Below are 14,547 nucleotides of genomic sequence, written 5' to 3'. Positions count from 1 at the left end.
CCGGTTTAGAATCGCTTGACTTGACGTTAACGTAAACGTCATATAATCAAAAATCCTCCGTTCCAAGGAACAAAACATGAACGATATCGCCAACGCCAAGAAACTGTCCGCTGAGCCAGAGCAGGCCAAGACCGCGAACAAAGTCCGCTTTGTTACCGCCGCGTCCCTGTTCGACGGCCACGACGCCTCGATCAACATCATGCGCCGCATCCTGCAATCGCAGGGCGCCGAAGTGATCCACCTGGGCCACAACCGCTCGGTGGACGAAGTGGTGACCGCGGCCCTGACCGAAGACGTGCAAGGCATCGCCATCTCTTCCTACCAGGGCGGCCATGTCGAATACTTCAAGTACATGATCGACCTGCTGCGCCAGCGCGGCGGCTCGCACATCAAGGTCTTCGGCGGCGGTGGCGGCGTGATCGTCCCGAGCGAAATCGCTGACCTGCACGACTACGGCGTGACCCGCATCTTCTCCCCGGAAGACGGCCAGCGTATGGGTCTGGTGGGCATGATCCAGTGGATGGTGCAGCAGTGCGACGTCGACCTGTCCACCTACTCCCCGACCCAGCTGGACGCCATCCGCGCCGGCGATATCGAACAACGCCATCGCCCTCTGGCCCAGCTGATCACCGCGCTGGAAAACGGCAAGGCTTCCGACAAGCTGCGCGCCGAACTGGCCGACGCAGCGAAAGCCGTCACCGCCCCAACCCTGGGCATCACCGGCACCGGCGGCGCAGGTAAATCCTCGCTGACCGATGAACTGATCCGCCGTATCCGCCTGGACCAGGGCGACGCGCTGAACATCGCCGTGATCTCGATCGACCCGTCCCGCCGCAAATCCGGCGGTGCGCTGCTGGGCGACCGTATCCGCATGAACGCGATCAACCCTTGGAACGGCAAGACCCGCGTCTTCATGCGCTCCCTGGCGACCCGCGAAGCCGGTTCCGAAATCTCCCAGGCCCTGCCTGACGTGATCGCAGCCTGCAAAGTGGCGGGCTTCGACATGGTGATCGTGGAAACCTCCGGCATCGGCCAGGGCGACGCCGCGATCGTGCCGCACGTCGACGTATCCATGTATGTGATGACGCCGGAATTCGGCGCCGCATCGCAGCTGGAAAAGATCGACATGTTGGACTTCGCCGACTTCATCGCGATCAACAAATTCGACCGCAAGGGCGCGCAGGATGCACTGCGCGACGTGGCCAAGCAGTACCAGCGCAACCGCGAAATGTGGACCAAGCGTCCGGAAGAAATGCCGGTGTTCGGCACCCAGGCTTCCCGCTTCAACGATGACGGTGTGACCGCGCTGTATCAAGGCCTGCTGCCTAAGCTGGCCGAGAAAGGCCTGAACACCAAGCCAGGCCTGCTGGGCGCGACCGATGTGCGCTTCAGCTCCGCCAAGAACGTGATCGTGCCGCCGGCACGCGCGCGCTACCTGGCCGAGATCTCGGACACCGTGCGCGGCTACCACAAGAAGACCCATGCACAAGCCAAGCTGGCGCGCGAACGCCAGCAGCTGCAGGAATCCAAGCGCATGATGGCTGTCGCCGGCAAGTCCGTCGCCGACTTCGACGACCTGATCATCGAACGCGATCACGCCATGGACGGCGGCTCCAAGAAGCTGCTGGCCCAATGGCCGGACATGCAGGCCGCCTACGCCGGCGATGAATACGTCGTGAAAATCCGCGACAAGGAAATCCGCACCGGCCTGGTACAGCACACCCTGTCCGGCACCAAGATCCGCAAGGTCTCGCTGCCGAAATATGAAGACCACGGCGAGCTGCTGCGCTGGCTGATGCTGGAAAACGTCCCAGGCTCCTACCCGTTCACCGCTGGCGTGTTCGCGTTCAAGCGTGAAGGCGAAGACCCAACCCGTATGTTCGCGGGCGAAGGCGATGCATTCCGTACCAACCGCCGCTTCAAGCTGGTGTCCACCGGCATGGATGCGAAGCGCCTGTCCACCGCCTTCGACTCCGTCACCCTGTACGGCGCCGACCCGGCGATCCGTCCCGACATCTACGGCAAGATCGGCAACTCCGGCGTGTCCATCGCGACCCTGGACGACATGAAGGTGCTGTACGACGGCTTCGACCTGTGCAACCCGAGCACCTCGGTCTCGATGACCATCAACGGCCCTGCGCCTGCGATCCTGGCGATGTTCATGAACACCGCCATTGACCAGCAGATCGCCAAGTTCGTTGAAGAGAACCATCGCCAGCCTTCGGAAGACGAATTCCAGAAGATCAAGGACTGGGTGCTGATGAATGTGCGCGGCACCGTGCAGGCCGACATCCTGAAGGAAGACCAGGGCCAGAACACCTGCATCTTCTCGACCGAGTTCTCGCTGAAGGTGATGGGCGACATCCAGGAATACTTCGTGCACCACCAGGTGCGCAACTTCTACTCGGTGTCGATCTCCGGCTACCACATCGCGGAAGCGGGCGCGAACCCGATCTCGCAGCTGGCCTTCACGCTGTCCAACGGCTTCACCTTCGTGGAAGCCTACCTGGCGCGCGGCATGCACATCGACGATTTCGCACCGAACCTGTCGTTCTTCTTCTCCAACGGCATGGATCCGGAATACACGGTCCTCGGCCGCGTGGCACGCCGCCTGTGGGCGGTGGCAATGAAGGAGAAGTACGGCGCCAACGACCGTTCGCAGAAGCTGAAGTACCACATCCAGACTTCCGGCCGCTCGCTGCACGCGCAGGAAATCGACTTCAACGACATCCGCACCACGCTGCAGGCGCTGATCGCGATTTACGACAACTGCAACTCGCTGCATACCAACGCCTACGATGAAGCGATCACCACGCCGACCGACGAATCCGTCCGCCGCGCACTGGCAATCCAGCTGATCATCAACCGCGAATGGGGCCTGGCGAAGAACGAAAACCCGAACCAGGGCGCCTTCATCATCGAAGAACTGACCGATCTGGTAGAGGAAGCCGTTCTGCAGGAATTCGAACGCATCGCCGAACGTGGCGGCGTGCTGGGTGCAATGGAAACCGGCTACCAGCGCGGCAAAATCCAAGAGGAATCGCTGCTGTACGAGCACAAGAAGCACGACGGCTCGCTGCCTATCATCGGCGTGAACACCTTCCGCAATCCGAAGGGTTCGGAAGCCCCCGCCACCATCGAACTGGCCCGCTCCACCGACGATGAAAAGCAATCGCAGTTGACCCGCCTGGCAGACTTCCACGCCCGCAATGCGGACGCTGCACCTGCCGCCCTGGCAGCGCTGCAAAAAGCCGCCATCGACAACGAAAACGTGTTCGCCAAGCTGATGGACGCAGCCCGCGTCTGCTCGCTGGGCCAGATCACGACCGCGCTATTCGAAGTCGGCGGCCAATATCGCCGCAACATGTAAAGCAGGAAGGGTCAGACCCTTGGGTCTGACCCAGATTTACCGGGTTTAATGGAAGAACAGCCACACCAGCAACAACACAATCCCCGGCACCCCCAATATCCAAGCCAAGAAATACTTCCCCATGACAGCCTCCATTGAAAAGAGTTTGTCATCAGGCTAAAGCCCACACCGCAGGCCGTCAGTTAGCTACAGCACCTCCAACGTCAGCGATTCAGCCCCGCAGCACGCTTATCCTTGAAGAAGGACCATACCTCTTCCGCAGTATCGACGTCATGGTTCATTTCCCCCACAAGCTTGCGCAGCTCAAGAGGAAATTCCTCTGTCTTCGACGCATGTACATGGCCACCGCCCTCAATACGCAGGAAGCAGACTTGCAATCCATACGGATCGCTCCCCCAGACAAAACGCGCAGCCGACGTCGGGTCAGCTGGATTCAGATGGGGAAATTGATAAATGACGGGCTTCTCAGGCAATGCAGCCAGGCGCCGCCACATCGCGACCGATTCCTCGGCACTGACACCGGTTCCCCGGCCTGCCAGCACCGCGCCGCCCAATGCCCCACCACCATAGGGAATGACCTTATCCTGCGTTCCATGGCTGACGAATACCGGCAGCGGGAAAGCGGCAGGCTTGCAGCTGCTATGCGCCGGCATCAGCATACTCTGCACGCCGATGGCCGCCAGGCGCGGTCCCAGCTCGATTCCAAGCCGATAGGCCATGCCTCCGCCGTTGGAGTGACCGAAAACATAGATGCGCCTTGGATCAGCGTGATCTTCCGAGACCGCCCGATCAATCAAGGCCGAGATAAAACCCACATCATCCGCTGTTGAATTGCTTGCGGCATCGGCGCGGCAATCGTTCCAGGCGCTATTTCCATCAGCGCCATCGACACCATTAGGCGCTATGAGCAGGAAGCCCTCGCGTTGAGCCAATAGCCGCCAAGCCGGTGCGGTGTAGCCGAGGATCGGCTTTTGGCCGAGCATGAATTCAGCCGAGCCGCCATGGCCGTGCAACACAATAACGAGGGGATGCAACGTATTTGCAGCGGCAGGCGGTTGCATCACCAGGTAATTGCGCGGGCCTTCCGGCCGCGCAATGGTGCGCGACTCGATTGGCGGCGCGGCCTTGGAAAGCTGCGAAAGAAATAGTGCAGAGACAAAAGCGACAACAATCTTCAGCATCATGTTGGCCTCCTTCGTTCGGCCGCTAAGTCTACACCGCGCGCCCCACCGTGGCTCCAACTGTCAGTTCCGGCTGCCACAGCTCCTGCAGCTTAGCGGCAGGTTTGCCGTTGATGAGGGCGAGCAGCATGTCGGCCATCTTGGCGCCGGCGGCGCGGGCGTTGGGCTGGTCAATGGTGGTGACGTCGATGTCGGCCAGGGTGTCGGCCATGCTGCCCCAGACGATGAGGGAAATGTCGCGGCCAATGACGATGCCGGCGTCGAGCAGCGCGCGTACGGCGCCGACGCCGGCCAGGTGGTTGTCGACAACGATGGCGGTTGGGCGCGGCGAGGCGTGCAGCAGCGTCTGCACGGCGCTGTATCCGGTGCGGCGGTCGATGCAGTCATCAATCAAATAGCGCGGATCTACGGACAGGCCTGCGCCGGCCAACGTCGCGAAGAAACTGGCGCGGCGCTGCGTGGCGAAGTTCATGGACAAGGGCGCGCTGATCATGGCAATGCGCTGGTGGCCAAGGGCCAGTAAGCGCTCAACCGCCATGCGGATTCCTGCCTGGTTGTCGTAATCAAACCATGCATACGGAGCGTCGAGCTGGGTACGGCCGTGGGCGATGAAGGGGAACCCGACACGCGCCAGATAGGCGATGCGTTCATCATGCACCTGCGTGCGGCTCACCACCAGTCCATCGACACGGCGTCCACGCACCATCTGCTCATATGACGGCATCTCGTTGGCAGGCGTGACCGGCGCGATGATGAAGTTCATGCGCTGCCGCTCCAGCGCTTCCGACATGCCGCCCACGACTTCCAGGAACATGGAGTCACCCAGGTCCGCCGGCAGCAGCGGGTAGATCGTGCCGAGCACATTGCTGCGTCCAACGGCCAGGCTGCGCGCCATCGGGTTGGCCTCGTAGCCGGCCTCGCGCGCAGCGCGCATCACACGCTCGCGCGTCAACTCGCTGACTTCGGGATAGCCGTTCAGCGCACGGCTGACGGTCGTCTTCGACATGCCGAGTTTGTCGGCGAGGCTCTTCAGGTTCATGACGAAATTATAGCTGGAGCTTCCAGCCCGCCATCGCTGCCGTCGACAGCGCGCTTGAAGAAGTACAGCGTGACCAGTACGATCGCAATCGGCACCAGCGTCAGGTAGAAGGCGAAGTGGCCGCTGAAGGCGCCGAACACATAGCCGGTAATCAGCGAGCCGGTTGTGCCGCCCAGCGCGGAGAAGATCACCAGCAGGCCTGTCATGGCCGAATGCTGGTGCTTGGGCAGGGAGCTGAGCATCACCGAGTTGATTCCCGGGTAGACAGGCGCCATGAACAGTCCAATCAAGGGGAACAGGAAGGCCGCCAGCGGCGCATCGCGCCATCCCGCGCCCGGCGTGACAACCACGTCATGCGTCATCGGCAGCGCAATCAGCACCACCGCCCCCATGCCGAGCAGGCAGCCGTTCATCACGGGATACCAGTTCATCCGACGCATCAGCACACCGGCCGAGAGGCGGCCCGCAGCGAGGCAGGCGGCAAAGATACTGGTCACCTGCACGCTCATCGCCGCAGGCAGATGCAGGATCTCGTTGTTGAAGGTTGGCAGCCAGGTGCCGACGCTTTGTTCGATCAGCACATAGAGGAAGGCGGTCAGCACGAATACACATACCAGCGGCTTGAAGAACAGCTTGAGCATGGCGGCGAATTCCTGCGGCAGGCTGCGCGCTTCCGGCGGCGCCGCGAGCCGCTCGTCGAAAGGTGTCGCCAGCAGCAGAAAGAAGGTCAGCGCGCACAGGGCGGCCAGCACCCAATACACATGCAGCCAGGTTTGCGAGCGCAGGTCGTTGGAGTCGATGAAGAAGCTGAACACCCAGTAGGCGCACAGCACGCCCACCATGAAGAAGCCTTCCAGCGTGTTCATGATGCCCGCGTGCTGGCGGCGGTCGGCGGCAACCAGGCCAAGCGTGGAGTAGACCGACACTTTCACCAGCGCGAAGGAAACGCCGACGCACAGGAACAGCATCTTCGTGGTGAAGAAAGACGGCAGCAGGGGCATGGACAGGCAGGCCACGGTGACAATGGCGAGCCCGGTCAGCATCGCCTTCTTATACCCGATGCGCGGCAGGAAGCTCGCCACCAGGAAGGAAACCACGGCAATCGGCAAGTCCTTGAAGCCTTCCAGCACGCTGGCGGCGGACTTGCTGACACCGTAGTTGTTGATGACCTGCAGGATCACCGTGCCAACGCTGTTCAACAGGATGGCGAAGGTGAAATAGATCAGGAACAGGACCCAGATGATGCGCCGGTTTTGCATAGTGTCTCCATTATATTTTTGAATTGTTCCAGCCCCGGAATCACCGTGTCTGCCTGCCACAGCGTAGCCGCCTGGCCAACACCAATGGCAAACATGCCGGCCGCCTTGATGGCGCTAACGCCGGCAACAGCGTCCTCCACGCCAACGCAATCGGCCGGGTCTACGCCCAGTTCCGACGCGGCGCGCAGGAAGATTTCGGGATCGGGTTTGCCGCGCGCGATCGTCGCCGCGTCTACGACATAGTCGAACTTCTGAGTGATGCCGAGGCTTTCCAGCACCGTGAAGGCGTTCTTGCTGACTGACGCAAGGCCCACCTTCAAACCTTGCGCGCGGCACCAATCCAGCGCGGCGACCGCACCGGGCAGCAGGTCGGCCGGAGACATTTCCGCGATCAGCGTCTTGTAATGCTCGTTCTTGGTGTCTGCCAGCGCCAGCTTTTCGGCGTCGCTGTAGCTGCGCGGCGCACCGGCCAATATCAGGTCAAGTGAGCCCATGCGGTCGATGCCCTTCAGGTTTTCGTTGAAGGCTTCGTCAAAGTGCACGTCCTGCGATTGCGCCAGCTTTTGCCAGGCGAGGAAGTGATAGTGCGCGGTATCGGTGATCACGCCATCGAGGTCGAAGATAACGGCTTTCATGCGAGCTCCTTTTTCGGTGCAGCTGGGGTGAGCGTCACCAGAGTGCCGCGATGCTGGAATGCCAGCTCTTCGCCGCGCAGCAGGGTGTACTCCGTGCCGGACGAGCTGACGCGCACTTGCAGCAAGCTGCCGTGCAGGTGGATGCGGAACTGGTAGTGCTGCCACTGCTTCGGCAGCGTTGGCGAAAAACGTACGTCGCCGTTCACGACTCGCATGCCGCCAAAGCCGTAAGCGACGCCGAGCCAGGTGCCGGCCATGGCGGCAGTGTGCACGCCATAGTGGGTGTTGCCGTGCGTGTCGTCCAGGTCCAGGCGCGCGGTCTCCATGAAGTAGTCGTAGGCCTTGTCCTGGTAGCCCACTTCGGAGGCGATGATGCTGAAGATGCAGGACGACAGCGAGGAGTCGTGCGTCGTCACCGCCTCGTAGTAATCGAAGTCGCGCTGCTTGTCCTCCAGCGTGAACTGCTCGCTGAGGAGCAGCAGCGCCAGCACCACATCCGCCTGCTTGCAAACCTGGTGGCGGTATATCACCATTGGGTGGTAGTTCAGCAGCAGCGGATATTTGTCGTCCGGCGTGCCGGCGAAGTCCCACACCTTCTTGTCGAGGAAGCTGTCGTCTTGCGGGTGGATGCCGAGCGCCGCGTCGTAGGGCAGCAACATCGCTGCGGCGGCGCGGCGGAATTCTTCCAGCTCGCCATCGGCCAGCGCCACGGCTGTGGAAATACGTGCCCATTCCAGCGGGTGCTCGCGGGCGATACGCTCCGCCACGGAGGCGGCAAACTGCATGTGCAGCTTGGCCATCGCATTGGTGTAGTAGTTGTTATTCACCAGCGCGGTGTATTCATCCGGACCCGTCACTTCGTTGATCACGAAGGCGCCAGCGCGGTTGTAGCCGCCGATACCAAGCCAGATGCGCGCGGTTTCGATCAGGATTTCTGCGCCGTATTGCAGCAGGTAGGCATCATCGCCAGTAGCGTCCATATACTGCTTGATGGAGTAGGCCACGTCGGCGTTGATATGGTACTGCGCGGTACCGGCCGGGAAGTAGGCCGAGCATTCTTCGCCCGCGATGGTGCGCCATGGATAGAGCGCGCCCTTGGCGTGCGACATCTGGCGCGCACGTTCACGCGCAGCGGGCAGGCCGGCGTAGCGGTATTCCAGCAGCTTGCGCGCGATCTCGGGCTTGTTGTACAGGAAGAAGGGGAAGATGTAGATCTCGGTGTCCCAGAAGTAGTGGCCTTCGTAGCCCTCGCCCGTCACGCCCTTGGCCGAAATATTGGTCTTGCCGTCTCGGCCCACCGATTGCAGCAGGTGGAACTGGTTGAAGCGGATGCCTTGCTGGAGCGCGTCGTCGCCCGCCACTTCGACGTCGGCTTGCGCCCAGAAGTCGGCCAGGTAGGCTTCCTGCTGCGCGGCCAGCTTGTCGAAGCCCAGGCCTCGCGCGGCTTCCAGTTCGGCGCGAGCGCGGGCCATCAATTCGTCGGAGGCATAGTCGCGCGAGCTGTAATAGCAGCCGTACTTCACCAGGCGCACGGCTTGCCCGGCCTGTGCGGAGACGGTGTATGACTGCACCAGGCGCGAGCCATCCTGGCCCAGCTCCTGCACGTGCATGGCATCCACCACCTGCGCCGCTGCGCTGACCAGCGTGAAGCCGCTGTTGTGGGTGCGTTGCTGAAGCGCTGCGAAGTGCGGCGCCAGCTCGGTGCCGACCAGTACCAGCGCCGGTCCGGTCGTGGCCGAGCCTACGCGCGGATCGTCGCCCGCTTCCTGGTTGCGCACGGCGCCATCCACGGTGCAGTCGAAACGCAGCACAGCGTCGGCGCCCAGTAGCGTCGCGGTGAATTCGATCGCGAACAGGTGCTTGCTGGCGAAGCTGACCAGGCGGCGGCTGTGCAGCTGCACGCGACGGCCGGATGGCGCCTGCCAGACTATTTCACGTTCCAGCAGGCCAGTGCGGAGGTCAAGGCGGCGCTCATAGCTTTCCACCCGGCCTTGCAGCAGGTCGAAGCGCTCATCGCCCAGCCACAGGGCGATGCCTTTGGCGTTCGGCACGTTCAGCATGAACTGGTTGTTGCGCGCCAGGCCGAAGGCGTTCTCCGGGTACTGGATCGGCTCCGATTCGTAGAAGCCATTCAGGTAAGTGCCGTCCAGCGAAGTGCCGGCCGGGCCGGAATAGCCCTCTTCCGGCGTGCCGCGCAGGCCGATATAGCCATTGCCCAGCGCAAAGAGGGTCTCATCCAGGAAATTCGACGCCACATCGAAGGATGTTTCGCGGATACACCAGGAGTCAAGAGGGTAAGTGTGCTGCATCTGCATCCTTTTTCTCGATTCAAACCGGTTTGGAACCGGTGTAAAAAAATATCAGGTACTGCGAACGATCAGAGCGGTCGGCAGGGTTTCGGAAGCTACTGGGCGCCCCTCCAGCAAATCCAGCATCTTCTTCGCCAACAACACGCCGCCATCGCGCAAGTACTGGTGCACGCTGGACAGCGGCGGCACAAAACTCACAGCGCCCGGCGTATCGTCATAGCCGATGACCGACACCTGCTCCGGCACGCGCACATCGCGTTCAGCCAGTGCGCGGATCGCGCCCATCGCAAGCAAATCGCTGGCGGCAAACACGCCGTCGAACGACAAGCCCTTCTTCTTCAACAGGGAATCGACACAATCAAAGCCGGCTTCAAAGGTAAATGCCTTCGGCCGCATGATGTGCACATTGCCCTGCCCTCCCAGCGCGTCGATAAAGCCCGCGCAGCGTTCCTGCACCTCGGCGTGATCCACGTCGCCAAGGAACAAAACCTTCTTGCGCCCAAGGTCGATGAAGCGCTGGGCGACACTGGCGCCACCTTTGCGGTTGTCACTGCCGACCACCACGGTGTCGGCGCCCGCTTCCGGCGCGCCCCACACCACCAGTGGCTGGCTGCGTTTTTTGAGCGCGGTCACCGCTTCGCCATGCGAACCCTGGCCCAGCAGGATCAAGCCGTCAGCGCCTTGCACCGGGGCCGTATCCAGCAGCTGGCGCGAGGTCAGCACCACGCTGTAGCCCGATGTCGTCAGCTCCTGCGTGATCCCGCCCAACAGTTCCAGCGGGTAAGGGTCGGACATAGGCCGGCCCTTCTCGGGTGTCATTTCCACCACAACTGCCACCGAATACGAACGCCCCATACGCAGGTTGCGTGCGCTCACGTTAAGGCGGTAGCCCTGGGCTTCCGCGATCTGACGCACTTTCTCCCGCGTTTCTTCCGTCACGAGGGGACTGCCACGCAGGGCGCGCGACACGGTAATTTTTGAAACCCCTGCCAGCTTGGCGAGGTCTTCCATAGTTTTATTGACAGCCATGCGGGGCATTATGACAGATTTCCAAACGACGCAACAACAAAATGACATCGATAACATTTAGATTGACATCGATATCATTTCTTGTTTCAATGGTCAGGCCTTGGAAAGCCGAATCACATAAATCGAAAGAAGAGAGACATGAAAAACCATCGGAAGTTCCTGTTGTCGTCCATTTCCATCGCTGTACTGACCCTGATCGGCCAGGCCCAGGCCGCTGGACAGGAAGCAGCACCAGCTCCTGCACCAGCAGATGCAGTACAGAAAGAAATCCAGCAAGTGGTCGTGACCGGTGTGGCCTCTGCCCGCGGCGTGCGCAAGCTGGACTCCGCATTCTCCATTACCACCGCCTCCGAAGAACAGCTCAAACAAGCCGCCCCGATCAGCACTGCCGACGTCATGAAACTGGTGCCAGGCGCATTTGCCGAATCGACCGGCGGCCAGTCCGGCGCCAATATCCAGGTGCGCGGCTTCCCTTCCGGCTCCGACTCCCCGTTCGTGTCGGTGCAGATGCAGGGCAATCCGCTGTATCCGGTTTCCACCCTGTCTTTCTTTGAAGGCTCGTCGGCCTTCCGCCTGGATGACACCATCGAGCGCGTGGAAGTGCTGCGCGGCGGCCCAAGCACCATCTTCTCCAGCGGCCAACCGGGCGCGACCATGAACTTCATCTTGAAAAAGGGTACGGATACGCCGGAGGGTTCGGTACGCTTCACCACTGGCACCGGCGAGCTGCGCCGCGTTGACGTCTTCTACGGCGGCAAGATCTCGGATGGCTGGTACGGCACCATCGGCGGCTTCTACCGCAACACCCATGGCGTTCGCAATTCCGGCTTCCCATCGGATGACGGCGGCCAGGTCACCGCTACCCTGACAAAGAAACTGGACCAGGGCGAAGCCACTTTCTATGTACGCCGCACCGATGACAAGAACGCCTTCTACACCGGCGTGCCGCTAATCTCCAGCCACGAAGGCCGCACCATCAGCGAATTCCCGGGCTTCGATCCGCTCAAGGGCACGCTGATGAGCAATGAAATGCGGCGCTTCACCGTGGAAGCCGCACCAGGCAAAACCCTGAACTACGACCTGGGCGATGGCCGCGGCTTGAAGTCCACCGTGCTTGGCATGGAATTCGACCAGAACTTCAATGGCTGGAATGTGTCCAACAAGTTCAATCACTTCGATGGCAAGCTGAACACCATCGCTATGTTCACCGGTAATAACCCGCTGAGCATGTCGGACTACAACAATGCCGCGCTGGCAGCTAATGGCGGCACCACCGCCACCGCTACTTATCTGGACGGCACGCCGGTCGCAGCCAACCAGCAAGTTGTGCAGGCCGGCTTGTGGGCTGTCGAGAAAAAACTGAAATCCTTCACCGACGAAATCCGCGTCAGCAAGGAGTGGATCCAAGACAATACCCTGACCGTGGGCGGCTACTTCGCCAACTACTCGTCGGATGATGTGTGGTACCTGGGCAATAGCCACCTGATGACCGCCGTCCCGAACGCGCGACTGATCAACGTGAAGCTGAATAACGGCGTGATCGTTTCCAACAATGGCACCGATGGCGGCGTGTTCTATGCGCCAAACGCTTCCTATGATGGCAGCAACACCGCACTGTTCGCGGCCAATGAATGGAAGGTCAACGACAAGATCAAGATCGACGGCGGTGTGCGCCGTGAGCGCCAAAAGCTGAACGCCACTATCTCGAACCTGACCAGCGGCGACACGGACAACAACCCGCTGACCGTGTACAACAACAATACGTCGATGCCGAGCGGCTCCAACGCGGCGCTTAATCGCAGCGATTCCGCTACCAGCTTCACAGTCGGCGGCAACTACAAGCTGGCGAAGGATGCCAGCGTATTTGCGCGCGCCAATATGGGCCACACTTTCGTCGCTTTCGACGACCTGCGCAATGCCGGCAGCCAGGCGAAGGTCGATGACCGCAACTTCCTGCCGACACCGAAGATCAAGCAGTACGAAGTGGGCTTCAAAACTGCGGGCCAGCTGTACAGCGCCTACATCAACTACTTCCACACTGACTTTGAAGGCATCGCCTTCCAGCAGATCCTTTCTAACGGCACCATCCTGAATTCGGTGTCGGGTTCCAAGGGTGATGGCGTGGAAGTCGAACTGGCGGTACGCCCGATCCGCGACCTGTCGCTGAGCCTGTCCGGCAACTGGCAGGATTCCAAGTACAAGGACAATCCGCTGACCGAAGGCAAACTGGTGCAGCGCCAGCCTAAGCTGCAATACCGCTTCACCCCGACTTACCGCATCCCGATGGGTGAAGGCAATGCACTCAAGCTGTATGGCACTTACACCCACGTGGGCGACCGCTGGGCTGACCAAGCCAACCAGCAGTACCTGCCTTCATACAACACCGTTGACCTGGGTGCGCTGTTCACCATCGGCGAGAAGATCGAGATCCGCCTGAGCGGCAACAACATCACCAACGAGCTCGGTCTGACCGAAGGCAATTCCCGCCTGACCGGCGGCAGCAGCGGCCCGATCAACGCCCGCCCACTGTTCGGCCGCAGCTGGGAGCTGTCGCTGGCCTATCGCTTCTAAGAGTTTGTGTTGTAACCCTCCCTTGTAGTTCGAAGTTCCCCTCCGGGCGTCGCAGGATTTTCCAAGGCTGCGGCGCCCTTTTTTTGTGTTTCGTCAAACTTGCCAGCGCTAGCCTCCCGCAGACTGGCTACATGCCGCAACGCTCCCCCATCGCCTGTTACGACTCGCCCTGGAAAGACGTGCTGACACATGCCTTCCACGCTTTCATGCAGTTCTACTTCCCCGAGTTATGCGAGCAGATCGACTGGTCGCGTCGCCCTCAGTTCCTCGATAAGGAATTGGCGCAGGCCGGCTTCAGTGACTCCCCTGCCGGCCGCGTCGCCGACAAGCTTGTCGCCGTCTACCTGGGCGATGGCAGCGAACATTGGGTGCTGGTACACATTGAAGTCCAGGCCCAGCGCGACGATGCGCTCGCACGCCGGGTTCTAGCCTACAACTACCGAATTTTCGAGCAGCATGGCCGGCCCGTCGCGAGCCTGGTTGTATTGGCCGACAGCGATCCCCGCTGGCGCCCGAGCTCGTTCCACAACGAACTGCTCGGAACAACGATGGGCATTTCCTACGCCATCGCCAAGCTGGCGGACTACACGGGGCGGATCGGATTGCTCAATGCATCGCGCAACCCATTTGCCTTAGTCACATTGGCCCACCTATACACGCAACAGACACGGCAAAACGCCCACGACCGCACGCCGCGAAATGGCAACTTACCAAGCTGCTTTTCCAGCGAGGCTGGAGCAAGAAGCGCATAATAATTTTGTTCAAAGCGATCAACTGGATGATGACCCTTCCGGTAGAGCTTGAAGAGCGCTACTGGCGAAATATCCGCTTACTTGAACGGGAGCGCAAAATGGAATACGTCAGCTCGCTGGAGCAAATGTTCATCGACAAGGGCGAAAAAAAAGGAATGAAGAAGGGGATGAGGCAAGGCCTTGAGCAAGGTCTTGAGCAAGGTCGCGAAGAAGGAGCAGCGCTACTACTTGAAGAGCTACTTGCCCAACGCTTTGGCCCCATTTCGCAAACCACGCGTCGAAAACTATCGAAGGCGAATCTGGAACAGCTAACATCTTGGAGTAGATCATTGCTCAGCGCGCAAAGCCTTAAACAAGTATTCGGCTAGCAACGTTATCAAAAACGCACTGATCTCTAGCATT

10 protein-coding genes are annotated in these 14,547 nt (G+C 60.8%); 4 read left to right on the top strand and 6 right to left on the bottom strand.

Features of this window, described 5'->3' with window-relative positions; genetic code table 11:
• Positions 1–76 precede the first annotated feature (76 nt).
• Entirely contained in the window at positions 77–3,370 is a 3,294-nt protein-coding gene (gene icmF / locus AC1RTP_RS09610; RefSeq protein ID WP_498606904.1) for a fused isobutyryl-CoA mutase/GTPase IcmF, read from the top strand.
• Positions 3,371–3,573: 203 nt separating this feature from the next.
• On the opposite strand, the gene AC1RTP_RS09605 is transcribed toward icmF, so the two are convergent.
• Genes AC1RTP_RS09605 through AC1RTP_RS09580 form a run of 6 tightly spaced genes read right to left on the bottom strand, consistent with a single transcriptional unit; the run spans position 3,574 to position 10,822 of the window.
• Positions 3,574–4,554 (bottom strand): CE1 family esterase, encoded by a 981-nt coding sequence (locus tag AC1RTP_RS09605; protein WP_498606901.1) that lies wholly within the window; start codon positions 4,552–4,554, stop codon positions 3,574–3,576.
• A gap of 28 nt (positions 4,555–4,582) precedes the next feature.
• On the bottom strand, positions 4,583–5,590 hold the full coding sequence (locus tag AC1RTP_RS09600; protein ID WP_498606899.1) for a substrate-binding domain-containing protein: 1,008 nt from the start codon (positions 5,588–5,590) through the stop codon (positions 4,583–4,585).
• Positions 5,587–6,849, bottom strand: a complete 1,263-nt coding sequence (locus tag AC1RTP_RS09595; RefSeq protein ID WP_498606897.1) for an MFS transporter — start codon at positions 6,847–6,849, stop codon at positions 5,587–5,589. The genes AC1RTP_RS09600 and AC1RTP_RS09595 overlap by 4 nt, the downstream gene beginning before the upstream one ends.
• A complete protein-coding gene (pgmB, locus tag AC1RTP_RS09590) occupies positions 6,813–7,484 on the bottom strand; it encodes a beta-phosphoglucomutase (protein ID WP_498606894.1) in 672 nt (223 codons plus the stop codon). The genes AC1RTP_RS09595 and pgmB overlap by 37 nt, the downstream gene beginning before the upstream one ends.
• Entirely contained in the window at positions 7,481–9,793 is a 2,313-nt protein-coding gene (locus AC1RTP_RS09585) for a glycoside hydrolase family 65 protein (protein ID WP_498606892.1), read from the bottom strand. Before AC1RTP_RS09585 ends, pgmB begins: the two co-directional genes overlap by 4 nt.
• A gap of 51 nt (positions 9,794–9,844) precedes the next feature.
• Entirely contained in the window at positions 9,845–10,822 is a 978-nt protein-coding gene (locus AC1RTP_RS09580; RefSeq protein ID WP_498606888.1) for a LacI family DNA-binding transcriptional regulator, read from the bottom strand.
• 138 nt (positions 10,823–10,960) lie between these two features.
• On the opposite strand from AC1RTP_RS09580, the gene AC1RTP_RS09575 reads away from it, so the two are divergent.
• The 3 genes from AC1RTP_RS09575 to AC1RTP_RS09565 all read left to right on the top strand — a co-directional run bounded on the left by AC1RTP_RS09575 (position 10,961) and on the right by AC1RTP_RS09565 (position 14,513).
• Entirely contained in the window at positions 10,961–13,393 is a 2,433-nt protein-coding gene (locus AC1RTP_RS09575) for a TonB-dependent siderophore receptor (RefSeq protein WP_498606886.1), read from the top strand.
• A gap of 131 nt (positions 13,394–13,524) precedes the next feature.
• Positions 13,525–14,145, top strand: coding sequence for a hypothetical protein (locus AC1RTP_RS09570; RefSeq protein WP_498606884.1), 621 nt, complete (start codon positions 13,525–13,527; stop codon positions 14,143–14,145).
• A gap of 5 nt (positions 14,146–14,150) precedes the next feature.
• Complete coding sequence (locus AC1RTP_RS09565) at positions 14,151–14,513, top strand: DUF4351 domain-containing protein (RefSeq protein WP_498606882.1); 363 nt, start codon at positions 14,151–14,153, stop codon at positions 14,511–14,513.
• The last annotated feature ends 34 nt before the right edge of the window (positions 14,514–14,547 follow it).

The sequence above is a fragment of the Pseudoduganella sp. GW821-FHT11H04 genome (assembly GCF_058807935.1).
Note: the sequence above shows the minus strand (reverse complement) of the source record. Positions and strands in the feature narration are given on the sequence as shown.

What these genes read in the sequence shown, in the direction of transcription:
- AC1RTP_RS09580 (WP_498606888.1), bottom strand. Translation starts at nt 10,822, where the DNA reads ATGGCTGTCAATAAAACTATGGAAGACCTCGCCAAGCTGGCAGGGGTT.
- AC1RTP_RS09605 (WP_498606901.1), bottom strand. Translation starts at nt 4,554, where the DNA reads ATGATGCTGAAGATTGTTGTCGCTTTTGTCTCTGCACTATTTCTTTCG.
- AC1RTP_RS09595 (WP_498606897.1), bottom strand. Translation starts at nt 6,849, where the DNA reads ATGCAAAACCGGCGCATCATCTGGGTCCTGTTCCTGATCTATTTCACC.
- AC1RTP_RS09575 (WP_498606886.1), top strand. Translation starts at nt 10,961, where the DNA reads ATGAAAAACCATCGGAAGTTCCTGTTGTCGTCCATTTCCATCGCTGTA.
- AC1RTP_RS09570 (WP_498606884.1), top strand. Translation starts at nt 13,525, where the DNA reads ATGCCGCAACGCTCCCCCATCGCCTGTTACGACTCGCCCTGGAAAGAC.
- icmF (WP_498606904.1), top strand. Translation starts at nt 77, where the DNA reads ATGAACGATATCGCCAACGCCAAGAAACTGTCCGCTGAGCCAGAGCAG.
- pgmB (WP_498606894.1), bottom strand. Translation starts at nt 7,484, where the DNA reads ATGAAAGCCGTTATCTTCGACCTCGATGGCGTGATCACCGATACCGCG.
- AC1RTP_RS09585 (WP_498606892.1), bottom strand. Translation starts at nt 9,793, where the DNA reads ATGCAGCACACTTACCCTCTTGACTCCTGGTGTATCCGCGAAACATCC.
- AC1RTP_RS09600 (WP_498606899.1), bottom strand. Translation starts at nt 5,590, where the DNA reads ATGAACCTGAAGAGCCTCGCCGACAAACTCGGCATGTCGAAGACGACC.